Genomic DNA, 24,106 nt, shown 5'->3' on the forward strand with positions numbered 1-24,106 from the left:
GCGTGTTGCGGGCTGTATGTGCAGACCGTCATAGTGATCGAGTGACCTGTCGCACAGTCAGCGGCGACGGCGGTCAACCGTGCTCGGTCGCATGGGAGTTGATCGCCCGGCAGGTACGGGGATGCCGCGCACCGTGATGCGAGACCTGGATGGCCATCGTGACCGACGGACAATCAAGGAGTCCGGCCCAGGGCCCCGCCGGGGCCGACAAGGTGCTGGCCGCCACCCTGCAGGACACCGGCTATTTGTACCCGTCACTCGCGTTCCAGGTCGGTGAACCGGTCCGCCGTCAGGGCATCGCCCCCACTGAGGTCGTCCCGGTCGTGGTCAGCGAACCTCCCGGCCTCCTGCGCACCGAAGTCCCCGCCCAGCCGTCGCGCGCCTGTGCCGTGCGGCGCGCCGTCGCCGCGCACCTCACCTCCCTGCCACTGACGCCGGAGCAGCTCGACAACGCCGTCCTCGCGACGGGCGAGCTGTTCGCCAACGCCGTCAGACACGGGAGTTCCGATTCCGGCGACACCATCACCGTCATCGTCGAGCGCACCGGCCACGACGTACGCGTGACGGTCGCCGACCACTCGCCGGCCATGCCGCGGCTCTCTGCGGCGGACGTGGCCGAGGAGTCCGGACGCGGACTCACCCTCGTGGCCGCACTGTCCGACGACTGGGGCATCGCACTGCCTGCCCCCGGCAGCACGGGCAAGAGCGTGTGGTTCACGCTGACGCTTCGGGAGCCCTCATGAACGGCATCGGTGCTTCAAGGCACTTGACCCAGGACGCGCCCCCCGAGGAACTCCCGGACACGGCGCACGACGCACCCCGGGACACCGGCACAGCGGTGCTTCCCGCGCTGGCCTCCGCCCTCGCCCACGAACTCGTCCGCAGGGCCGAGGAGGAACAGCGGCTCATGCGGCAGGCGCAGCGCAACCGCACGCCGGGCCTGCGCCGCCGCATCCTCGACTGCCGCAAGGACAACGCCGAGGCGCTCAAGGCGATCGTCCGCCGGCACGCCTGGCCGACCGCCGACCTGGTGGGCGCGCAGGCGTCGACGGCGGCCCTGATGATCCTGCTGCACGCCCCGGAACTCGACTTCCAGCTCAGCTGCCGCGACCTGATCGCCCAGGCCACGGCGGACGGCCGCTGCCCCGCCCTGCACCACGCCTACATCGCCGACCACTGCGCCGTCGAACTGGGCCAGCCGCAGTACTACGGCACGCGCATCGACCCGGCGACGTTCCGCCCGTACCCGACCCGCTGCCCCGACACCCTCGACGAACGCCGCCGCGACGTCGGTCTGGCCCCGCTGGAAGAACAGATGCGGATGCTGCGTCACGGGGCATGAGCCGGGATGGGACGGCGGCCCGTTCCCGCATCGCGACTGTCCCAGCCGTCAGCCGGACGTGATCGTCCCGGGCTCGATCAGGCCTTCGCGGTAGGCGAGAGCCACGGCTTCGGTGCGGCTGGCGGCGCCCAGCTTGGCGAGGATGTTGGAGACATGGACGCTCGCCGTCTTGCCGCTGATGAACAGTTCCTCGCCGATCTGGCGGTTGGTGCGGCCCCGGGCGAGGAGCCGCAGAACGTCGTTCTCACGCGAGGTCAGCACCGGGACGCCACCCGCCGCGGGTGAGATGTCCGCGAGACGGGCCCGGCGGACCAGTCGGTCCACGCTGTCGCGCAACGGCACCGCACCGAGCCGTACGGCCGTGTCGCGCACCTCACGGGCGTGCTCAGCCGCTTCGTCGCGGCGCTCCGCCCTCACCAAGGCCTCCGTCAGGCGGAGTTGGCAGCGAGCCTGCTCATAGACGTCCCCGTAGCCGAACGCGGTGACGGCCTTCTCGCAGGCTGCGACATCCGGTCCGCTGGTGGCGCGCGCCCATTCCGCCTCCGCGCGCGCCAGCCATGCCAGTCCCTCGGGGCCCTGCTGGGCGCCGTTCTCGCCCTTGGTGGCGGTGACCCGGGCCAGCTCCACCAGTTCCGTGGCCGTGTCCGTCCAGCGGAGAGCCCTCACTTCGTCGCCGGTCAGCCGTGACTCCACGGCAGCGTCCGCGACGGCGGACAGGGCGAGGGCCGCGAGCCGTACGGCGACATCGGGGCGATCCACAACGGATTCGTCGGTCAACGCCTCGAGCGTCGTACGCATCTGCTCGACGGCCGCCTCGGGCTCGCCCCGCAGGGCCGCGGCGTCGGTGAGCACGATGCCCGCGACGAGGGTGACCATCCAGTCGAACGGTCCGTCGAGGAGGGCGCGGGCCCGCTCGACTGCCGTGTGATCGCCGCGGGCCAGAGCCACGTACAGCGCGGGACCGATCGCGAACGCGCCTGCCGCGGGCAGCCGTTCGGCATCGGTGGCCGCTGCCTCGACGCATTCGTCCCAGCGGCCCAGGGTGTAGAGCACCATGGAGTGCAGGTAGCGCATCTCCAGGGGATACGGCGAGGAAAGCAGCCCGGCGTGGTCCGCGCGCTCCAGGCCGTCGGAGAGCCAGTTGAGGCACTCGTCCAGGGCGCCGGCCTCGTATGAGCCGATGGCGAGATTGAACAGCGCGCGTATTTCGACGGGGACGTTGCCGGCGCGACGGGCCAGCTCGCGGGCCTCACGCAGCCGGGCCCGGCCTTCCGGGGTGCTGCGGTTGTGCGCTTCGAGACCGATCAGGGAGATCAGCAGATCGGCCCGGGCGTCGCCCACGTCGAGTTGCTCGGCGACGCGCAGGGCCTGGTGGGCGACGCGGCGGGCGGTCTCGTCCTCGCCCACGTATCTCGCCGCCATGACGTGGGTGGCCGCGGCCCACACCCACGTACGCGACTCAGGCTCCGCGGAGATCATGGCGAGCGCCTCGCTGCTGTAGGTGAATGCCGCCGTCAGGCTGTCGACCCGTATCAGATTGCCCGCGAGGGTGTACCGGACGCGCGCGGCCAGTTCGGAGTCCGTGTCCGAGCCGACCCGGGCGAGCGCGGCACGGGTGAGCGCGACCGCCCGGTGGGTCTCGCCGGCGTGCGCGGCCGCGGCCGAGGCACGCAGGGTGAGCGTCACCGTGTCGGGGACGCCGTCCGGCAGAGCGGAACGGGGCACCGCCGACCACAGGTCGAGGACGGCTTCGAGGTGGCGGAGTTCCTCGGCGGGTGCGCCGATCCGCGCGGCGTGGTCGGCGGCCTCGAGTGAGGCCGCGAGGGCGTCGGCCAGGTCGTGGCTCTCGCGGGAGTGGTGGGCGCGCTCCGCCGCGCTCTCGGCCTTGTGGCCCCGCCCGGCCAGCAGCCGGGCGAACACGCGGTGCAGCCGCACTCGCTCGCCCGGCAGCAGATCGGCGTAGACGGCTTCGCGGATGAGGGCGTGCCGGAAGGAGTACGTGTCCTCCTCGCCGGGGACGAGGAGCTGTCGGCCGACGGCCTCGCGCAGCGCCGACTCCAGCTCCTGCTCGGGCAGACCGACGGCGTCGTGCAGCAGCTCGTGCTCGACGCGGCGCCCGGCGACGGCCGCCGTGCGCAGTACCTGCTGGGCGGTGTCGGACAGCTGTTCGAAACGGATCAGGAGGACGTCGGCGAGGCCACTGGGCACGGCGGACGCCGGAGTGGATCCGCCGGGCACGGTGTCGGCGGTGGCGGCGAGCAGTTCCTCCGCGTAGAAGGCGTTGCCCTCGGCGCGCTCGACGATACGGCGGACGGTGGCCTCCGGCAGCGGAGCGGCCCGCTGGGCGCGTACCAGCCGGGCCACCTCGGCATCGGGCATCGGCCGCAGCTCGAGGCGGTCGACGCCGGGCAGCCGCACCAGCTCGGCCAGCAGAGGGCGCAGAGGGTGGCGGCGGTGCAGATCGTCGGCCCGGTACGACGCGAAGAGCGCCAGGCGGTGGGCGGGCGCGCCGCCCGCGGGCCGCTGGAGAATGCCCCGGCTGAGCAGGAAGCGCAGCAGGTCGCGAGAGGACTGATCGGCCCAGTGCAGGTCCTCAAGGACCAGCAGCAGGGCCGTGACCTCGGAGAGGTCGGCCAGCAGAGCGGCCATGTCCTCGAACAGCTGCAGGCGGCTGCCCGCGTCGCGTACGGCACCGCCGCCGTCGCCGAGCAGTCGGCCGACCACGGGATGCTCCGCCAGGGTGGCGGAGAACCGGTCGTCGGCGGCGAGCACGCCGAGGACCTCGGTGAACGGCAGATACGGCAGGCCGACGTCACCGAGGTCGACGCAGTGCCCCCTGAGAACGGTCATGCCCGTCTCCACGGCGTGCCCGGCGGCTTCGGCCAGCATGCGCGTCTTGCCCACACCGGCGTCCCCGGCCACCAGCACGGCACGCGCCTCACCCGCCCGGGCGCGCTCCAATACCCGGGTAAGACGGGCGAGTTCGTCCTCGCGGCCGATGAACGGCGTGGTGAATGCGGTGGTCGGCACGGAACCATCCTGGCACGCACCACTGACAGGAAGACCGCCCGCCAACTGCTCAGCCAAGGGCCCGGTCGAGGTTGAACGCGGCGCTGATCAGGGCCAGGTGGGTGAAGGCCTGCGGGAAGTTGCCCTGCTGCTCGCCGGTGTGGCTGATCTCCTCCGCGTACAGGCCGAGGTGGTTGGCGTAGGTGAGCATCTTCTCGAAGGTCAGCCGGGCTTCGTCGAGCCGGCCGGAGCGGGTGAGTGCCTCGACGTACCAGAAGGAGCAGATGGAGAAGGTGCCCTCCTCCCCGCGCAGACCGTCCGGGCTGGCCAGGGGGTCGTAGCGGTAGACGAGCGAGTCGGACACCAGGTCGGCGGTGAGCGCGTCCAGAGTGGAGAGCCACTTCGGATCGTGGGGGGAGATGAACTTCGCCAGCGGCATCATCAGTACCGAGGCGTCGAGCACGTGGTCGTCCTCGTGCTGGACGAACGCCTCCCGGGTCGTGGACCAGCCTTTGTCCATGATCCGCCGGTAGATCGTGTCGCGGATCTGCTCCCAGCGGCCCAGCTCGGCGGGCAGGCCACGGCGCCGGGCGATGCGTATGGCGCGTTCGATGGCCACCCAGCACATCAGCCGGGAGTACAGGAAGTTCTTGCGCCCGCCGCGCGTCTCCCAGACGCCCTCGTCAGGCTGGTCCCAGTGCTCGCAGACCCAGTCGACCAGGGCACACACCGCGTCCCAGTGGTCGCTGGAGATGGGCTGCCCCCACTTGTCGTAGAGGTAGATCGAGTCGATGAGAGCCCCGTAGATGTCGAGCTGCAACTGGTCGACGGCGGCGTTGCCGACGCGTACCGGAGCGGAGCCCCGGTGTCCCTCCAGGTGGTCCAGTTCGCGCTCGGGTAGCTCGGTGCGCCCGTCGATGCCGTACATGATCTGCAGGGGTCCCGAGGGCCCGCCGCCGTTCCGGTCGACGCGCTCGGACAGGAAGTCCATGAACGCCTTGGCCTCGCTGCTGAAGCCGAGCCGCAGCAGTGCGTAGACGCAGAAGGCGGCGTCCCGGACCCACAGGTAGCGGTAGTCCCAGTTGCGCTCGCCGCCGATCTGCTCGGGCAGGCTGGTCGTCGGGGCGGCCACCATCGCGCCGGTCGGGGCGTAGGTGAGCAGCTTGAGGGTCAGTGCGGAACGGTGCACCATCTCCCGCCACCGGCCGCGGTACTGAGAGGCCGACAGCCATTTCCGCCAGAACGCCACCGTGGCGGCGAACTGCTCCTCCGCCTCGAAGTGCGGGCAGCCGCGCGCCTCGATGCCGCCGTTGACCCGGTCGAGCGCGAAGACCGCGCTCTCGCCCTGGCTGAGCTTGAACTCCGCGGTCACGTCGAGGTCGTCGCACTCGACCGGAACGGTGGCGGTCAGTGCGAGCGAGAGGTCGGCGGACTCGAACAGCGCCCCGTCGTCGAGCTGCCGCAGGGTGTGCGGCTGAGCTCCGTAGCCGAACCTGGGCGCGATCCGGGCGCGGAACGGGATGGTCCCCCGTACGCAGACCACCCGCCGGATCAGCCGGTGCCGGTCGGCCTCGGCCGCCGCGGTCGTCTCGTCGGCGACCGGCATGAAGTCCTGCACCTCGCCGACCCCGTCCTCGGTGAGGAAGCGGGTGATGAGCACGTTGGTGTCCGGGAAGTAGAACTGCTTCGTCGTCGCCGGCACCGCGGCAGCCAGCTCGAAGGACCCGCCGCGTTTCGCGTCGAGAATCGAGCCGAAGACACTCGGAGCGTCGAAGGACGGACAGCAGTACCAGTCGATCGTGCCGTCGGTGCCCACCAGCGCGACGGTGCGCAGGTCGCCGATCAGGCCGTGCTCCGCTATGGGCAGGTAGGGTGCGGACCCGTCTGAGCCCGGGTACGTCGGTATCTGTGGTGGCTCGATCATCGCTGCGGTCTTCCTCCACTTTTCTACTGGACTGACCGGAGCCGGCCCCACAGCACGCTGGGCCGCGTCAGCTCAGCGTGTCCGCCCAGTTCGCCGGAACCCGGCCCGCCGGCCCGGGCGTTGGCTGGTCCGGAGGGCGGCTGACCGGGGGAGCGAGTTCGGGGCCGGACTCGTACAGCTCGGAAGTCTCGTAGTTCCAGAACCAGCTCTCACCCGGTTCGAAACTGCGGACGATGGGATGGCCCGCACTCCGGTAGTGGGCCGTGGCGTGCTTCGCGGGGGAGCTGTCGCAGCAGCCGATGTGGCCGCACTGGGCGCACCGCCGCAGATGGAGCCACCAGCCGCCGACCTCACCGCACTCGACGCATCCGGTGCCGCTCGGCGGAACGCCTGGGTCGATTCCGGCCGGTGTGGTCATGACGCCTCCTGAGGGTTGTCGAAATCCGCGGCCGAGGCCTCGGAATCCACGGCAGGGGTCTCGGGATCCGGGGCCGTGAGCGGGAGGAAGACCCGGAAGCGGGTGTCGCCGGGCACGGAGTGCACCTCCAGATGCCCGTGGTGCTTGTTCACCACGATGCGCCAGGAGATGTCCAGACCCAGACCGGTGCCCTTACCCACAGGCTTCGTCGTGAAGAACGGATCGAAGATACGGCCGCGGATCTCCTCCGGCACCCCGGGCCCCGTATCGCGGAACTCGACGAGCAGCTGCTCCCGCTCGAGGGCCGTCCGCACGGTCAATGTGCCCTCGCCGTCCGCGCTGTTCATCGCGGAGACCGCGTTGTCGATGATGTTCGTCCACACCTGGTTGAGCTCACCGGGGTACGTGGGAATCCTCGGCAGCGTACGGTCGTACTCCTTGACGACCTTGATGCCTGAGCCGATCTTCCCGGACAGCATCAGCAGCGTGCTGTCGAGGAGTTCGTGCACATCGCAGACCTGGTACGGCGCCCGGTCGAGCTGGGAGTACTGCTTGGCCGCGTTCACGAGATTCGAGACACGGGTCGTGGAGTCCTCGATCTCGCGCATGAGGAGCTCGGTCTCGACGGTGTAGTTGAGCCAGCCCACGGCCCCCGGCAGCATCTGAGGGTCCACGGCTGCCGCGACCCGCTCCAGCCAGTCGGTGTCGAGCCCGGCCTGTACGAACGTCGGGGCGATCTGCCAGCCGCCCTCGATGCCGTGATCGTCGAGCCAGTCGGAGAGCGCGTCCTCGCGGTCGGAGGCTTCGAGGGGGCTCAGGGAGGGTGCCTTGGCGACCCGTTCGGCCGTGCTCTCCTGGATGTCTATCAGCGTCTTCAACGCCTCACGGTGGTACGGACCCGCGGCGATGACACCGAGCTTGTGCCGCATGTGCGCGACCCGGTCCCGCAGCGAAGAGGTGGCCCGCACCGCGGCCGCCGCCGGATTGTTGAGCTCATGCGTCAGCCCCGCGGACAGCGAGCCGAGCGCCAGCAGCCGCTCGCGCTGGTTGATCGTCCGCTGGGTGTTCTGGCTGCCGAAGAACATCCCTTCCAGCAGATGTACGGCCATGGGGAACCAGTCCCACAGGACCGCGGCGAACGTCTCGGCGGGCAGGACGAAGAACCGCGAAGGCTCGGTGACCCGCACCGAACCCTTGTAGCGCGCCTGATCCGATGCGGCGAGATAGGCCTGCATGGCACCCGCGTACACCCCGCGCTGGGAGGTGCGGCTGATCTCCACGTCGTCGGCGCCGACCCGGCGCGACATCACCAGCGTGCCCTCGAGGAGTACGAAGAAGCAGGTGGCCGGCTCGCCCTCCTGGTACACATAGCCGGGCTCGAACTTCTCCACCCGGCCCTCGCGGCACAGCCGCGCCAGCTGATCCGCGTCCAGCTTCTCGAACAGGAAAAGCGTGCCGAGCTCCGCCGCATCGCACGGCATCGGCTGCCCGCTCACGACTGCTCCAGATACCGGTGTACGAGCATCACGGCCATGGCTCCCTCTCCGACGGCGGAGGCGACACGCTTGGCGGACTCGGCGCGGGCGTCGCCCGCCACGAACACCCCGGGCACATTGGTCTCCAGGTGGTACGGCGGCCGGTCCAGCTCCCAGTCCGGTGGCGGCTGCCCGTCGGCGGTCAGGTCGGGTCCGGCGATGATGAATCCGCGCTTGTCCCTGAGCACCGTGCCGTCCAGCCAGTCGGTCAGCGGGGCCGCGCCGATGAAGACGAACATCCATTGTGCGTCGACGAGTTCGGTGTGGCCGCTCTCGATGTCGCGCAGGGTGAGCTGCTCCAGGTGGTCGGAGCCGTGCGTCGCCTCGACGACCGTCCCCGTACGCACCGAGATGTTGGGCGCGTCCATGATCTGCTCGATCAGGTAGTGCGACATCGACGCGGAGAGGGAGGAGCCGCGCACCAGGAGGGTGACCGATTTGGCGCCCCTGGCCAGATACATCGCGGCCTGCCCGGCGGAGTTCGCGCCGCCGACGATGTACACGTCGTGCCCCTGGCAGCCGGCCGCCTCGGTCAGCGCCGAGCCGTAGAACACCCCGCGCCCGGTCAGGTCGTCCGCGCCGGGTGCCTCCAGCTGCCGGTACGACACGCCGGTCGCCAGGATCACACTGTGCGCGGCGATCGCGGAGCCGTCCGAGAACCGCACGGTGCGCGCCGCGCCATTGACCTCGAGACCTGTCACCTCACGAGCGGTCAGAATCTCCGCGCCGAACTTCGCCGCCTGACGCCGGGCCCGGTCGGTGAGCTGGCCCCCGGAGACGCCGTCCGGGAAGCCGAGGTAGTTCTCGATCCGTGAGCTCTGGCCCGCCTGCCCACCCGTGGCGGAGCGCTCGACGAGCACGGTCCGCAGTCCCTCCGAAGCGCCGTAGACGGCGGCGCCGAGCCCCGCGGGGCCGCCGCCGATGACGACGAGGTCGTAGAAGTCCTCCGCCGGTGTCGTGGCCAGACCCACCTGGGCGGCCAGCTCCGGATCCTCGGGCTCGACGAGCGCCGTCCCGTCGGCGGTGATCACGAGCGGCAGCCGCTGCCCGTCCGCCCCCGCGCAGGCCAGCAGCCGCCGGCCTTCGGGCTCGTCCGACGAGTACCAGCGGTACGGCACCTGGTTGCGGGCCAGGAACTCCCGTACGTCCGACGACCGCGCCGACCAGCGGTGCCCGACCACCTTCGCGATCGGAACCGCCCGGTGATCGGTGGCCCGCCAGGCCTCCAGCAGGTCGTCCAGGACGGGATAGAGCTTCTCCTCCGGCGGATCCCAGGGCTTGAGGAGATAGTGGTCGAGGTCGACGACGTTGATCGCGTCGATGGCCGCGTTCGTGTCCGCGTACGCGGTCAGCAGCACCCGGCGCGCGCCCGGGTGCACGTCCAGCGCCTGCTCCAGGAACTCGATCCCGTTCATCTGCGGCATGCGGTAGTCCGCGAGGATCACCGCCACGAGATCACCGCGCAGCTTCAGCTCACGCAGTGCGTCCAGAGCACTCTCGCCGGACTCCGCGCGCACGATCCGGTACGACTCGCCGTAACGACGCCGCAGGTCGCGGGCCACCGCACGCGAGACCCCCGGGTCGTCGTCCACGGTCAGGATGACGGTCCGGCTTGCGTCGGTGCCCTGTGCCATACGTCTCCCACCCCGAGCGGTCTGCGTCCTGGCGCGGCCTCACCGCAGGACCGGCCGACGCATGCCCATCGTATGTTCGACCGGCCTGTTTCGCGCAGGAATCGGGGTGTACTGGCCCGCTCCGGACTCACGCCATGAACGGGCTCCGTCACCGGCGCGGCGACGGAGCCCGTTGACAGTGGTGCGCTGGATCAGGACGTGCGCGCGATCAGGCCGTGTGCAGGGTGAGGCCGTAACGGTTGAGGATCTCGTTCACCGGCTGGTACCAGGTCCGGCCGCCGCTGGTGCAGTTGCCCGAACCGCCGGAGGTGACCCCCTGGGCCTGGTCGCCGCTGATGTACGAGCCGCCGGAGTCGCCCGGTTCGGCGCAGACGCTGGTCCTGGTCATCTGGTGGACCGCACCCTGGCTGTAGTTGACGGTTTCGTTCTTGCCGAGCACGGTGCCGCAGTGCCAGTGCGTGGTCGACCCCGACCGGCAGATGGAGGCGCCGACGGGTGCCTCGGCGGAGCCGCGGACGAGTTGGTCGGGGACGGTGCCCCAGCCGAGCACGACGGGCACCGTCCACCAGCCGCTGCCGACGTTGACCCAGGCGTAGTCGTTCTCCGGGAACGACGACCCCTGGAAGTTGCCTATGTGCGACCGGTCCCAGCCGCTGACGCTAGCTCCAGCCTGGCCGCAGTGCCCGGCGGTGACGAAACCGCCGTGCACCGAAAAGCCTATGGAGCAGCGGACGTTGCCGGTGTAGTAGGGGTCGCCGCCGACCGTACCGGCGGCGAAGGTCTCTGGCGCCTCGGCGGTCTCTTCGACGGTGACGGGACCTGCGGCGCGGGCCCGCTCGACGAACTTCTGGACATCGTTGTCAGCGCGCTGTGCGCCGACAACGCTCACGACGACCGCGCTGGTCCTGGGATCGACATGCCAGCCGCTGACGCCGTCCGGCGCGGGCAGCTTGTCGATACGTGCCTTGACCGCGTCGAGCTGTCGGGCGCTGTGCTTGACGGTGACGGTACGGACGTTCGCGCCGCTCTCTCGTACGGCGTCGACGGTGGCGTCGGGGGCGGCGGCCGTCACAGCGACGGTCAACTTGCCGCTCTCGGCGTCGAACCAGGAGCCTCCGTATGCCGCTCCGGCGATCCGCCGTGCCTTCGTTTCGACTGCTGCCGCCGCCTTCTCGTCGGCCAGTCGCGCCTCGGCCTGGGACCTGGTCAGCCCCAGGTCACGTTGCATGGCGGCGAGGAGGGCGGGGGAGGCCGGGGTTTCGGAGGAGCGGACGGATCGAGAGGTGTCGGTGGCATCGGTGGCGGAAGCGGGCAGAGTGCCCGCGCCGACCCAGGTGCCGAGCAGGAGGAGTGTGGCCAGGCCGGTACGCATGGCTGTGGTGCGTCTCAAGGCAGTAGCCCTTCGTTGTTCCAGCAAGGTGGGGGTGGAACAGCAGAACGGTGAGAGCGCTCTCGGTGCGTGCCGGGGCAGAGCCTAACCGGTGATCATGGGCAGGTCCATACCAATGACGTGATGAGTGAACGAGTGGGCGTCCGGGGCGAGTTGGCGGCCCTGCCAGTCGGCCGCACCGGCCTTCAGCGGGCCGGACTCCGGACCGGTCCTCGGCGGACCGGACCGGCATCCCGTCTCAGGAGGCGCCTGCCCGGTGATCTCCCGTGAGCGCGGACGCCTCCTCCAGCGGGAAGTGGCATGCAGCCGTATGCTCCGGTGCCGCGAGCGCCGGCGTCGGGACGGCTTCGGCGCATACGTCCTCCGCACGCGGGCACCGGGTCCTGAAGCGGCAGCCGGACGGAGGGTCGGCCGGTGAGGGGATCTCGCCGGTGAGCAGGATGCGTTGCCGCTTCGCCCTGCCGCCGGCCGCCAGGGACGGGGCCGCCGACAGCAGTGCCGCCGTGTACGGGTGGCGCGGCTGCTCGAAGACCTCCTCCGCCGGGCCGGTTTCCGCGATCTTCCCCAGGTACATCACGGCGACGCGGTCGGCGACGTGCCGTACGACGGACAGGTCGTGCGAGATGAACACGTACGACAGTCCCAGCTCGTCCCGTAGATCGCACAGGAGGTTGAGCACCTGGGCCTGAACCGACAGGTCCAGCGCGGAGACGGGTTCGTCGCAGACGATGACCTCGGGCTCCAGGGCCAGCGCGCGGGCGATGCCGATGCGCTGCCGTTGTCCTCCGGAGAACTCCTGCGGGTAGCGGCGCGCGTCGGAGGCGCGCAGCCCGACCATCTCCAGCAGCTCGGCGACGCGCGCCGCCCGCTTCGGGGCGGGCACGAGGTCGCGGTGGGTGCGCCAGGGCTCGCTGATCAGATCCGCCGCGCTCAGGCGGGGGTTGAGCGAGCCGAACGGGTCCTGGAAGATCATCTGCACCTTGCGCCGCCAGGCGAGCAGCCGCGCGCCCGACAACGAGAACGGGTCCACTCCGTCGAACCGCACGGTGCCCTCGTCGGGACGTTCCAGCCGCAGCAGAATCCTGGCCAGCGTGGACTTCCCGCAGCCGGACTCGCCGACGAGGCCGAGGGTTTCACCGCGCCCCAGGTTCAGGTCCACGCCGTCGACCGCGCGCAGTTTCGTGCTGCCCTTCGCGGTACGCGGCACGGTGAAGCTCTTGGCCAGGCCGGTGGCTTCCAGCAGGGTCCCGGACTCAGGCATCGGCCAGTTCCTTCCCGAAGTGACAGGCGGCGGCGCGGTCGGTTCCGGTTTCGGCGAGCTGCGGTCGCTGGGTGGCGCACAGGTCGCGGGCCATCGGGCAGCGCGTACGGAAGGCGCAGCCGGAGGGTACGGAGCGGGGGTCGGGCGGGCCTCCGGGGATGGAGCTGAGCCGGGATCCCTTGTGCTGTTCGGCCGGTACGGAGTCCAATAGGCCTCGTGTGTAAGGGTGGTTGGGCTTGCCGAACACTTCGGCCACCGGCCCCGTCTCCACGACCGTACCCGCGTACATGACCGCGACCCGGTCCGCGTGCTCGGCCACAAGACCGAGGTCGTGCGTGATGAGGACCAGCGCCATCTGCTGCTCGCTCCGCAACTCCCGTAGCAGGTCCATGATCTGAGCCTGCACGGTGACGTCCAGCGCCGTCGTGGGCTCGTCGGCGAGCAGCACCTTCGGCCGCAGCGCGACCGCCATGGCGATCAGCAGCCGCTGACGCATACCTCCGGAGAACTGATGCGGATACGCGTCCGCGCGCGACCGCGCCTCCGGGATGCCCACGCGTTCCATCAGCTCAACGGCCTTGGCCCGCGCGGCACGCCGCGACATCCGCTCGTGGATACGGAACGGCTCCGCGAGCTGCGCCCCGACCGTGTGAACGGGATTGAGTGCGCTCAGCGCATCCTGAAAGACGATGGCGAGGCCGGGCCCGGCCAGCCGACGCCGCGCCCGCGCGCCCAGCGCGAGCAGGTCCTCACCCTCCAACCGCGCCTGCCCACCCACGACTTCGGCAGCGGGATCGAGCAGCCCCGCGACGGCGTGCGCGGTCATGCTCTTGCCGCATCCGGACTCGCCCAGCAGGGCGAGGGTCTCGCCGGAACGCACGCCGAAGCTCACCCCGCGTACGACAGGGAGGGACCCGGCGGGGGTGCGTACAGAGACCGAGAGACCGTCAACGGCCAAGGTGTCGGGGGTCGTTGGGGGTGCTTCGGCGAGAGTGGGTTCGGCCCTTGTCTCCGAGGCGGCCGGGCCCGGTTCGGCCGTCCTCCCCGCCGGGACGGCACGAGTCGGCTCAACTTCCGCCTCTTGGGCGGTGGTAGGAGTGGGTTGAGGACGCCGCCCCCTACGCCGCAGCCCCCGTCGCCACCGCTGCCCCGGGTCGGTCGAGAGCCGGGCCCAAGCGGCGAGCACGGTCGCCGACACCGTCGTGATGACGATGGCGAGACCGGGGAACAGCGCTATCCACCAGGCGCTCTGCAACTCCTGGCGGCCCTGCGCCACCATCAGACCCCAGCTCACGTCCGGCGGTTGGATGCCGATGCCGAGGAAGCTAAGTGAGGACTCGGTCAGCATCACGAAGCAGAAGTCGAGGGCGGCGACGGTGAGCAGGGTGGGCAGCACCGTGGGCGCGACGTGGCGTCGGATGGTCGACCAGCCGCTGGTGCCGAAGGTGCGGGCCGCGTCGATGAAGAGTCGGCTGCGCAGTTCGGCGGCCTCGGCGCGCGCGGTGCGCAGGTATACGGGGATCCGGGCGACGGCCAGTACCAGCACGATGTTCGCGGCGCTCGGCGAGAACACGTACAGCACGACCACGGCCAGCAGCAGCGAGGGGAAGCTGAGGATCACATCGGCGATCCGCAGGGACACGTTCTCGCGCCAACCCCCGTGATAGCCCGCCCACATGCCCCACACCGAGCCGACGACGAGGGAAACCAGGACAGCGGGTACGGCGACGGACAGGGTCGTCCCGGCCGCGGTTATCAGCCGGGCGGCGACAGGGCGGCCGAGGGAGTCGCTGCCGAGTACGTACGCCCAGCCGTCGTCGAGACTGAAGGGCGGCCGGCTGGGGTCGCGCAGGTTCTGACGTGTCGCCAGGTCCCCGATGAGAAGCGGGCCCAGTACGGCGCACAGCGCGACCAGTAACAGAACCAGAGCCGCCGCGAAGGCGAACCGGTCCTGGAGCAGCAGAGCAGGCCACTTCGCCCGTACCACCGCACCCTTGGCCCCGTCGGTCCCGGAACCCGGGCCGCTCTCCCCACCCTTGACGTCCTTTTCCACGTCTCGCCGGAGCACGTCGTCCTTCGGGAGCATGTCACCTCCTTGACTCACGCCGCCGCCTGCTGCCGGACCCGCGGGTCGAGGAGCGCGTGACAGATGTCCACCAGGATGTTGAGCGCGAAGATCACCAGAGCGGTGAGCAGCACCGCGGCCTGCAGGACCGCGAAGTCACGCTGCAGAACCGAGTCGATCATGAGCTTGCCGATGCCGGGCCAGCCGAAGATCGTCTCGACGACGACGGCCCCGTTGACCAGCCCGACAGCGAGGTCACCCGCGACGGTGAGCGCCGGTGCCGCCGCGTTGCGCAGGGCGTGCCCGAAGACCACCCGCGACTCGCTCGCCCCTTTGCTGCGCGCCACCTTGACGTACGGGGCGGACAGCGCGGAGACCATGGCGCCGCGTACCACCTGCACCAGTACCCCGAACGGGCGGATGAGCAGCGTCACCACGGGCAGCACCCACGCCGCCGCGCCGCTCGTGCCGGAGGTGGGAAGCCAGCCGAGCGTCACCGCGAACACCAGCACGCCCATGATGGCGAACCAGAAGTCGGGCACGCTCGCGGCCGTCGAGGACAGAAAGCTCGCGACCCGGTCGGTCGCCGAGTTGGGGCGGTACGCCGCCAGGCTGCCGATCACCACGGCGCCCAGGATGGCGAGCAGCATCGTCCAGCCGGCCAGCTGAAGCGTGGCGGGGAAGGCCCGCAGCACCGCCTCACCCGCCGGCTGAGCGGTGCGCAGTGATTCACCGAAGTCCAGGTGGGCGACCTGGCCGAGGTAGTCACCGAACTGGGCGAGCAGCGGGTCGTCGAGACCGTTGCGGGCGGCGAACTCGGCCCGCATCTCGGGCGTCGCGCTCAGCGGCAGGTACAGGTTGGCGGGGTCGCCGGTGAGGCGGGCCAGGAAGAACACCCCGAGAACCACGACCAGCAGGGGGATCACGCTGGAGACCGCGCGACGGCGCAGCATGGTGAACATCGGTCCGCTCCTCCCTCAGTCCGTACGGTGCATGTCGGCGAGCCGCATCTCGTCATTGGTGGCCGAGTCCGGCCGGTAACGGACGTTCGAGGAAAGGGCCATGATCCCGGTCATGTTGGCCATGACGGCGTCCCGTACGACCTCGTCGTTCTGGTACGCGAAGGTGTCCGCGAACGCCTTCTGCCGCGCCTCGCCCCCGGCCAGCTGGGCCTGGTCGATCAACGCGTCCAGTTCAGGAGTGCCGTAACTGCTCTGCGCGCCCTTACTGCCGTAGATCTGCCCCATCGTGAACGCGGCGTCCCCCGCCTGGTTGCCGTGCTGCGCCTGGAGGAGGGTGGGGCCGATGCCCTTGGGGAAGGGCCGCAGCAGGTACTCCAGCCAGGCGTTGACGTCGAGCATCTTGATCTCGACCTTCAGCCCGGCCTTGAGCAGGCCGTCCTGGACGACCTCCATCGCTTCGGCGGCCTTCGGGTAGATGGCGTTGCGGCCGATGATCGTGATGGTCCTGTTGGTCGGTACTCCGTCGGCGCGTGCCTCGGCCACGAGTTTCTTCGCGCGTTCGGGGTCGTACGGCCAGGGCCGTACGCGCGGGTTGTGTCCGGTGACGCCCTTCGCGACGAGCTGGCCGCTCGGCCGGCCCGCGAAGACCGCCGTGACCAGGCCTTCCCGGTCGATGGCGTAGTTGATGGCCCGGCGGATCCGGATGTCGTCGAGGGGCGCCTTGCCGGCGTCCATCCGCAGGAACGAGACCTCGTTGGTGGCGAACTCCACCGCCCGGTCGCCCGCCCCGTCCTCGGGAGCGAGCCCGATCGCGACATCCGCCTCGTCATTGGTCACCATGGCCGCGCGTACGCTGCCCTCCGCCCGCCATACGTACTTCGCCGCGGCGTACTCGGGGGCCTTGCCCCAGTAGCCGGGGTAGCGCTTCAGGCGAAGGAAGCGGCCCTGGCTCCATTCGTCGATCCGGTACGGGCCCGTGCCGACCGGCTCGCGCACCCTGGCACCGGGGTTGGTGGTGGTCGGCACCATCTCGACGAAGGACAGGCGCAGCGGGAGGATCGGGTCCGGCTTTGCCGTCTTGACCTCAAGTGTCGTGTCATTGACTGGAGTTGCGGTGACTTCACTGTCCGTGAAGATATAGCCGTCGACATTGCAGTCGATGTCCGAGTCCGTGGCGCGCTTGATCGAGAACGCCGCCGCCTCCGCCGTGAACGGCGTGCCGTCATGGAAGGTGACGCCCTCGCGGAGCGTGAAGGTCCACGAAGTGGGCGACGTACGGGTCCACTTGGTGGCCAGCGCCTGTTCCAGCCGCCCCGTGGACGGCTCGCGCTCGGTCAGCGCCTCCGTGATGTTGGCCCGCGTCACCCGGCCCGTCGCGGTGAGCGAGGCATCGCAGGGCTCGAGCGTCGGCGGCTCCTCGGGCAGGACGACGCGCAGAGTGTCCGGGCCTTCCCCTATGGGGTCGGCGCCGGCCACCGAGCATCCGGAGACGGCGAGCAGAACGCCTACGGACATGAACGCGCCCACCGCTCGCCCCCGGCGAGGACGAGCGATGGAACGAGTACGCAATAAGCCTGGACCGGCCACTGATCCTCCGGGCTGCTCGAGCTTCGTCCACAAGAAGAAACGAAGTTTAGATATGTGGACGCGACATTATGAGGTCGACCATGCTGAACGCGTCAAGATGCGTGCAGCAAGAGACTGAGCACCCTTACGCTCACCGACACTTCGCGTACGCGGGCGGGGTGAGACCCTCAGTCAGGAGAGCGGCGCCGTGGAGCCCCTGATGATGACCCGGCCGCCCTGCTGTTCGATCCCGGAGCGCGGCGATCCGGCGAGCGCGGCGAACACCGCCTGCGCGGCCGCCCGACCAACCTCTTCGAGATTCATGTCGACACTGGTCAGCGGGGGACGCGCCGCAGAAGTAAGGATCTTCCAGTTGTCGAATCCCATGACCGCGACGTCCTCCGGCACCCGGTGCCCGCGCTCACGCAGCACGTCCATCACCCCGCGGGCGATCTGGTCGCTGCCGCACAGGACGGCGTCCACCTCGTGGCGCCGGTCGAGCAGCATCGCGGTGGCCGTCCGTCCCCAGCCCTCCGACCAGGAACCGAAACGCGGCTCGCCCACGGGCTCGAGCCCCGCCTCGGCGAGTGCCGCCAGGGCCCCCTCGGCGCGCTCGCGCGCCGCGCAGTAACCGGGATCCCCCGTGATGTGCGCGATCCGGGTACGCCCGCAGGCGAGGAGGTGTTCCACCGCGATACGGCCCGCGCCCACGCTGTCCGGGACGATCGAGAGATCCGACGGGTCCTCGGAAGGGGCGTAGGCGTAGACCACCGGCACGGGCAGATCGCGGCCCAGTGACGGACGCGGATCGGTACGGCTGCCCACCACGATCAGGCCGTCGACCCGGCGGCTGAGCAGCGCGCGTACGTGGTGCCGCTCCCGGATCGCGTCACCGCGGGCATCGCACAGGAACACCGCGACCTCGCCCGCGCCGAAGGCGTCCTCGGCACCCATGAGAATCGGAATGCTGAACCGGCCTTCGAGGTCGCTGGTCAGCAGGCCGACCGTGCCGGTGCGGCCGGCGAGCAGGCTCCGGGCGAGCTGGTTCGGCCGGAACGACAGCCGCTCGGCCGCCTCGATCACCCGCTCCCGCGTCTCGGCGCGCACCTGGCTGCGGCCGTTGAGCGCCTTGGACGCGGTCGCGATGGACACCCCCGCGAGCCGGGCGACATCGCCGAGGGTGGCCGGTTGCGGACGAGAGGGGCCGGTGGCCTGCGCCATGTGAGGTTCTCCTGTCCCGTCGCGTGCGGTACGCGCCGCACGGGCCGTACTCGTCCCGAGGGCGACCACACCGCCGGGTGCCGACGCGTCCGAGGTCGTATGCCGTGCGGAAAACAGTACTCGATCGATTTCGGACGTGGTCTTCAAGCGGTGGCGCAAAGGACATCAGCCCATGTGTTGCAAGGGGATTGACGAGCCATCAGGGCGGTCATAGCGTTCCAGAAAACCTTTTCGGCCCTTTTCGTCGCGGAGTCAGTAGCGCAGCCAGTCCCACATTCACCGTCCCGGAGGACCGGCCGGCCAGCCCGTCGGCCGCCATACAAGGGGGATCGACCATGGGGAGAACAGCCGGACCGCGTCGGAACGCCGCTCGTCTCGGCGTCACCGCGCTCGCACTGCTCGTCGCGACGGGTCTGGTCACGGCCTGCGGGTCGGGGGACGACGGGGGAGGGGGAGAGGGCGGCGGCGCGGCGACCGCCACCGGTGTCGACGACGGGACGACACTGACGATGTGGACCCGCGCCGCCACCCGGCCACAGAGCGAGGCCCTCGTGAAGGCCTACAACGCCAGTCACAAGAACCGGATCGAACTGACCGTCATCCCCACCGACGACTACCAGGCCAAGGTCGGTGCCGCGGCGGGATCGCGTGACCTGCCGGACCTCTTCGCCTCGGACGTCGTGTTCGTGCCCAACTACACGTCCAGCGGCCTCTTCGCCGATCTCACCGAACGCGTCGACGCCCTGCCCTTCGCCGATCAGCTCGCCCAGTCGCACATCAAGGCCGGTACGTACGAGGACAAGAAGTACGTCGTCCCGCACACCCTCGATCTGTCGGTCCTCTTCTACAACAAGGATCTCTACAGGCGGGCCGAACTCGATCCGGAGAAGCCACCCACCACCCTCGCCGAGTGGGACAAACACGCGCGAGCTGTCGACGCGCTCGGAGGAGGCGTCAACGGCACCTTCTTCGGCGGCAACTGCGGCGGCTGCGGGGTCTTCACCTGGTGGCCGTCGATCTGGGCGGCGGGAGACGACGTCCTGAACGAGGACGGGACGAAGGCGAGTCTCGCCTCCGACACCGCCAAGAAGGTGTACGAGACCTATCGCGGCTGGGTGAACGACGACATCGTGGCCCCGGGCGCACGCGACGAGACCGGCACCACCTGGACCGGCGTCTTCCCGAAGGGGAAGACCGGCGTGATGCCCATGCCGTCGACGACCCTGGGCCTGATGCCCAAGGACCTCGACCTCGGTGTCGCCCCGATCCCCGGCCCCGACGGCGGCAAGTCGACGTTCGTGGGCGGCGACGCCATCGGCATCTCCGCCATCAGCAAGTCGGCCGACCAGGCCTGGAACTTCCTCGCCTGGTCCCTGGGCGAGAAAGCCCAGGTCGATGTCGTCGCCGCGAACAAGGACGTCGTGGCACGCACGGACCTGGCGTCCAACAAGCACTCGGACGCCGACCCGCGGCTTGTGACGATCAACGAGCTCGTCAAGGACGGCCGAACCCCCTACGCCCTGAAGTTCGGCCAGACCTTCAACGACCCCAACGGCCCCTGGCTGACCCTGATGCGCAACGCCGTCTTCAAGGACGGCTCGTCACTGGACAAGGACAACGAGGCGGTCACAGCCTCCCTGGCGGACTGACCCAGTCCATCACCTGAGCAAGTCCAACTACCGCGCCCCGTAAGGGGCGCGGGGCGGTGTCAATTTGCGGCTCCGCCGCGATGGGGGTCCCCCCGCTCGAGCGAATTCGAGAGTGGGGGAGCGCCCAGCCGCAAAGCACCCGCAGCTTCCGTACGAGCGCCCCCCCCCGCGGACGACGGCAGAGGAGAGCCATGCAGCCACAGGTGGCAGACGAGGCGGCGGCCGGACGCCACGCGGCGTCCACCAGTCGCACGCGGCGCGCCGCCCGCCCCCACCCACCCCACCAGGCCGGAGGCCCATGGTGGCGGTCCCGCAAGGTCAAGGGCCTCGGTTACGCCGCCCCCACCGCCGCGTTCGTCACGGTGTTCTTCCTGCTGCCCCTGCTGCTCGTCGGACAGATGTCGCTCAGCGACTGGCCGCTCCTCGCCGGGAACCGGGGCGGCAACGCCCCCGAGAACTACACGGACATCACCGACGGCACCCTATTCTGGCCGGCGGTCCGCTTCACCCTGCTCTACACCGTGATCGTCACCGTCATCCTCCTCGGGCTGGCGCTCCTGCTGGCCCTCCTGGTCCAGGAACACCGGCCGGGCGTCGGCTTCTTCCGTACGGTCTACTTCCTGCCCGGCGCCCTCGGACTGGCCTCCGCGTCCCTGTTGTTCTGGGGTCTCTACAGTCCCACCACCGGCCCGCTCAGTCCCCTCCTCGAAGGACTCGGCCTGGTCGACGAACCGGTCTCCTTCCTGGGCGCACCGACCTCGGCTCTGCTGTCGACGGTGTTCCTCGTCGTCTGGAAGTTCGCCGGGTTCTACATGCTGATCCTGCTCGTCGGCCTCCAGCGCATCCCGCACGAGGTGTACGAGGCGGCGCGGATGGACGGCGCGGACCGATGGCAGATATTCCGCCGCATCACCCTGCCCCTGCTGCGGCCCTCCCTCGCGCTGACGCTGCTGCTGTGTGCGACCGGCTCGCTGCTCGCCTTCGACCAGTTCTTCATCCTCACCAAGGGAGGACCGGACAACAGCACCGTCACCATCGTCCAGCTCATCTACCGCGAGGCGTTCCAGCGGCTGGACCTCGGCACCGCCGCGGCGCTCTCGATCATCGTGCTGGCCGTGCTGCTCCTGCTCAACGTCCTGCAGTTCCGCGGCCTGCGCCGCGCGGACGAGCCATGAGCGGAGCCACTGGAGAAGCCATGAGAACGGAGACCATGGGACTCAAGAACACCCTCAGCCGCACCCCGTACTACGTCCTCGCCGGCGGCCTGGCCGTCATCTTCCTCTTCCCGCTGGTGTGGAACGCCTGGGCCTCGGTCAGCGGACAGCCCGGCACCGCACAGGAGTCCGGCTACGGATTCGGCAACTACCGCACCCTGCTCGACTACGACGCGGGCCTGTGGCGCTACCTGCTCAACAGCACGATCGTCTCGGCACTCACGGTCGCGCTCACGCTGGGGGTGTCACTGCTGGGCGGCTACGCCTTCGCCCGCTTCGACTTCCCCGGCAAGAACCTCCTCTTCCTGCTGACCCTGGCCATCCTCATGGTCCCGTACGCCACGCTGCTCATCCCGCTCTATGTGCTGCTCGGCAGACTCCACCTGCAGAACTCGCTCATCGGGCTCAGCCTGGTGCTCGCCATGTTCCAACTGCCGTTCGCCACCTTCATGATGCGGATCTCCTTCGAGGCCGTGCCCCGCGAACTGGAGGAGTCGGCCCTCGTCGACGGCTGCGGAACATCGGGCGCGCTCCGGCGGATCCTGCTCCCCGCGGTCCGGCCAGGACTGATCACCGTGGGACTCTTCGCCTTCCTCGCGGCGTGGAACGACTTCATCGCCCCGCTGATCCTCATCTCGGACAGCGAGAAGGCACCACTGCCACTGGCCATCGCCAATCTGAGGCAGCAGAGCATGGGCGCCGTCGACTACGGGGCGACCGAGGCCGGGGTGGTCGTCCTGGCCGTCCCCTGCCTCCTCCTCTTCCTGCTCCTGCAACGGCACTACATGCGCGGCTTCATGTCCGGCGCGCTGAAGGGATGACCCGAAGGCATGAACAGGTGAGGGGGAACAGGCCAACATGACACGGTCACCCATCGTGCCGGTGGCGCCAGGCCGCGGCCGGAGCCGGTTACGGCCGCTCGGCCTCGACGAGGTGAGGATCACCGGCGGCTTCTGGGGCCGGCGGCAGCAGGTCAACGCCGAGGCCACGCTGCACCACTGCCGCGACTGGATGGAACGCGTCGGCTGGATCGGCAACTTCCGGACCGCCGTGCACGGCCGGATCGACCGCGACCGGCGGGGCCGGGAGTTCGCCGACTCCGACGTCTACAAGCTGCTCGAAGCGATGGCCTGGGAGACCGGGCGCCGCGCCGATTCCGCCCTGGACGCGGCGATCGCCGAACTCACCGACGCCATCGCCCCTGCCCAGGAACCGGACGGCTACCTCAACACCGCCTACGGCCGCCCGGGACAGCCACCCCGGTACAGCGACCTCGAATGGGGCCACGAACTGTACTGCTACGGCCATCTCATCCAGGCCGGCGTGGCGCAGAGCAGAGCACGCGGCGAGGGCGAGCTGACCAAGACCGCGCGACGCGCCGCCGACCACGTCTGCGCCACCTTCGGCACGGACGGCATCGAACGGGTCTGCGGCCACCCGGAGATCGAGACGGCCCTGGTGGAACTGGCCCGGCTCACCGGCGAGCAGCGCTATCTCGACCAGGCCGCGCTCTTCGTCGCGCGGCGCGGCCACGGCACGCTCGCCGACATCGAGTTCGGCCGCGCGTACTACCAGGACGACTTACCGGTACGAGAGGCGAAGGTGTTGCGCGGCCACGCCGTCCGCGCCCTCTACCTCGCCGCCGGTGCCGTCGACGTGGCCATGGAGACCGGCGACGAGGAACTGCTCGCCGCGGTCGTACGGCAGTGGGAGACGACGGTCGCGCGGCGGACGTATCTGACCGGCGGCATGGGGTCGCACCACCGGGACGAGTCCTTCGGCGAGGACTTCGTCCTGCCTCCGGACCGCGCGTACTCCGAGACGTGCGCGGGCGTCGCCTCGGTGATGCTCTGCTGGCGGCTGCTTCTCGCCACCGGCGAGCCACGCTTCGCCGACCTGGCCGAGCGCACCCTGTTCAACGTGATCGCGGCCTCCCCGTCCGAGGACGGCCGCGCCTTCTTCTACACCAACACCCTCCACCGGCGCGGTCGGGGCACAGAATCCAGAACCGACACCGACAGTCCGCGCGCCGACTCCGGCCTGCGCGCCCCCTGGTTCGCGGTCTCGTGCTGCCCGACCAATGTGGCACGTACCCTCGCCCAGCTGTCCGGGTATCTGGCCACGGCCGACGAACACGGCCTCCAACTGCACCAGTACGCCGACGCCGAGATCGCCACCACGCTCGATGACGGCCGCGTGATCGGGCTCCGTGTCCGCACCGACTACCCGGCCGGGGGAGCGGTCACCGTACGGGTCACCCGTTCCCCCGACCACGGCCCTTGGACCCTCGCGTTACGCGTCCCCGCCTGGACGGCGGGCGCCACGGCCTGGCTGACGGACCCCGACGGGGTACGCCGCCCCGCCGCCTCCGGGTCGGTCGAGGTCACCCGGGCCTTCCGGGCGGGCGACCAGGTCCGGCTGGAACTGCCCCTCGCGCCCCGCTGGATCCGGGCCGATCCACGGATCGACGCGGTCCGCGGCACGCTGGCGGTCCAGCGCGGGCCGCTGGTGTACTGCGCGGAGTCCACGGATCTGCCCGGCGGGCGGGACGTGGACGCGGTACGGGTGGATCCGCGCGCACAGCCACGGGAACGGTTGGACCGAGGGCGTGGCGGCTACAGACCCGCCACGGTGCTGGTCGCCGGTGAGCTGACCGGGACGGACGACCGGAATGAACAGCGCGACGCGTCATGGCCGTACGAGCCGCACAGTCACCCCCCACGTCGTACGACCGCAGCCGACCGCACGGAGATCGTCCTCGTTCCCTACCACTCCTGGGGGAACAGAGGACCTTCGACCATGCGGGTGTGGCTGCCCACGGCGGACCCCGACAGCACCACCCCCACAGGGAGGCAGTCGTGCACGAACCTCGAAGAGAGCACAGACCGCACAGCCGTTTAAGACAGCGCGGCCGAG

17 protein-coding genes are annotated in these 24,106 nt (G+C 70.2%); 6 read left to right on the plus strand and 11 right to left on the minus strand.

Annotated features, from left to right (window positions below; genetic code table 11):
- Nucleotides 1-149 precede the first annotated feature (149 nt).
- Both IEZ21_RS11120 and IEZ21_RS11125 read left to right on the plus strand, forming a co-directional pair.
- Nucleotides 150-743 (plus strand): ATP-binding protein, encoded by a 594-nt coding sequence (locus tag IEZ21_RS11120; protein ID WP_189321699.1) that lies wholly within the window; start codon nt 150-152, stop codon nt 741-743.
- Entirely contained in the window at nt 740-1,342 is a 603-nt protein-coding gene (locus IEZ21_RS11125; protein WP_245685245.1) for a DUF6624 domain-containing protein, read from the plus strand. Before IEZ21_RS11120 ends, IEZ21_RS11125 begins: the two co-directional genes overlap by 4 nt.
- A gap of 48 nt (nt 1,343-1,390) precedes the next feature.
- On the opposite strand, the gene IEZ21_RS11130 is transcribed toward IEZ21_RS11125, so the two are convergent.
- From IEZ21_RS11130 to IEZ21_RS11185, 11 genes are all read right to left on the minus strand, one after another.
- Nucleotides 1,391-4,372 (minus strand): helix-turn-helix transcriptional regulator, encoded by a 2,982-nt coding sequence (locus tag IEZ21_RS11130; RefSeq protein WP_189321700.1) that lies wholly within the window; start codon nt 4,370-4,372, stop codon nt 1,391-1,393.
- A gap of 49 nt (nt 4,373-4,421) precedes the next feature.
- The gene (locus IEZ21_RS11135; RefSeq protein ID WP_189321701.1) at nt 4,422-6,275 is read right to left on the minus strand and encodes a glycoside hydrolase family 15 protein; all 1,854 of its coding nucleotides are present in this window, start codon (nt 6,273-6,275) and stop codon (nt 4,422-4,424) included.
- A gap of 67 nt (nt 6,276-6,342) precedes the next feature.
- On the minus strand, nt 6,343-6,693 hold the full coding sequence (locus IEZ21_RS11140; RefSeq protein WP_033319279.1) for a UBP-type zinc finger domain-containing protein: 351 nt from the start codon (nt 6,691-6,693) through the stop codon (nt 6,343-6,345).
- A complete protein-coding gene (locus tag IEZ21_RS11145; protein WP_189321702.1) occupies nt 6,690-8,189 on the minus strand; it encodes an ATP-binding protein in 1,500 nt (499 codons plus the stop codon). The genes IEZ21_RS11140 and IEZ21_RS11145 overlap by 4 nt, the downstream gene beginning before the upstream one ends.
- The gene (locus IEZ21_RS11150; protein WP_189321703.1) at nt 8,186-9,862 is read right to left on the minus strand and encodes an NAD(P)/FAD-dependent oxidoreductase; all 1,677 of its coding nucleotides are present in this window, start codon (nt 9,860-9,862) and stop codon (nt 8,186-8,188) included. The genes IEZ21_RS11145 and IEZ21_RS11150 overlap by 4 nt, the downstream gene beginning before the upstream one ends.
- A gap of 208 nt (nt 9,863-10,070) precedes the next feature.
- Nucleotides 10,071-11,252, minus strand: coding sequence for a S1 family peptidase (locus tag IEZ21_RS11155; RefSeq protein WP_246567565.1), 1,182 nt, complete (start codon nt 11,250-11,252; stop codon nt 10,071-10,073).
- A gap of 238 nt (nt 11,253-11,490) precedes the next feature.
- Nucleotides 11,491-12,513 (minus strand): ABC transporter ATP-binding protein, encoded by a 1,023-nt coding sequence (locus tag IEZ21_RS11160; protein ID WP_189321704.1) that lies wholly within the window; start codon nt 12,511-12,513, stop codon nt 11,491-11,493.
- The gene (locus tag IEZ21_RS47465) at nt 12,506-14,599 is read right to left on the minus strand and encodes a dipeptide/oligopeptide/nickel ABC transporter permease/ATP-binding protein (protein WP_246567567.1); all 2,094 of its coding nucleotides are present in this window, start codon (nt 14,597-14,599) and stop codon (nt 12,506-12,508) included. Before IEZ21_RS47465 ends, IEZ21_RS11160 begins: the two co-directional genes overlap by 8 nt.
- Nucleotides 14,600-14,613: 14 nt before the next feature.
- Nucleotides 14,614-15,540, minus strand: a complete 927-nt coding sequence (locus IEZ21_RS11175) for an ABC transporter permease (RefSeq protein ID WP_189321705.1) — start codon at nt 15,538-15,540, stop codon at nt 14,614-14,616.
- A 15-nt stretch (nt 15,541-15,555) separates the two neighbouring features.
- Nucleotides 15,556-17,055, minus strand: coding sequence for an ABC transporter substrate-binding protein (locus IEZ21_RS11180; RefSeq protein WP_189321706.1), 1,500 nt, complete (start codon nt 17,053-17,055; stop codon nt 15,556-15,558).
- Nucleotides 17,056-17,298: 243 nt separating this feature from the next.
- Nucleotides 17,299-18,327: a LacI family DNA-binding transcriptional regulator gene (locus IEZ21_RS11185; protein WP_033319273.1), complete on the minus strand. Its 1,029-nt coding sequence runs from the start codon at nt 18,325-18,327 to the stop codon at nt 17,299-17,301.
- A gap of 335 nt (nt 18,328-18,662) precedes the next feature.
- Between IEZ21_RS11185 and IEZ21_RS11190 the strand changes: the two genes are divergently transcribed.
- The 4 genes from IEZ21_RS11190 (at nt 18,663) to IEZ21_RS11205 (ending at nt 24,091) form a co-directional block, all read left to right on the plus strand.
- Entirely contained in the window at nt 18,663-19,976 is a 1,314-nt protein-coding gene (locus IEZ21_RS11190; RefSeq protein WP_189321707.1) for an ABC transporter substrate-binding protein, read from the plus strand.
- A 191-nt stretch (nt 19,977-20,167) separates the two neighbouring features.
- Complete coding sequence (locus IEZ21_RS11195) at nt 20,168-21,151, plus strand: carbohydrate ABC transporter permease (RefSeq protein ID WP_189321708.1); 984 nt, start codon at nt 20,168-20,170, stop codon at nt 21,149-21,151.
- A gap of 20 nt (nt 21,152-21,171) precedes the next feature.
- Complete coding sequence (locus tag IEZ21_RS11200) at nt 21,172-22,011, plus strand: carbohydrate ABC transporter permease (protein ID WP_245685243.1); 840 nt, start codon at nt 21,172-21,174, stop codon at nt 22,009-22,011.
- A 37-nt stretch (nt 22,012-22,048) separates the two neighbouring features.
- The gene (locus tag IEZ21_RS11205; RefSeq protein WP_189321709.1) at nt 22,049-24,091 is read left to right on the plus strand and encodes a glycoside hydrolase family 127 protein; all 2,043 of its coding nucleotides are present in this window, start codon (nt 22,049-22,051) and stop codon (nt 24,089-24,091) included.
- Nucleotides 24,092-24,106 lie beyond the last annotated feature (15 nt).

This window comes from Streptomyces flaveus (assembly GCF_014647675.1).
Lineage (GTDB): Bacteria > Actinomycetota > Actinomycetes > Streptomycetales > Streptomycetaceae > Streptomyces > Streptomyces flaveus.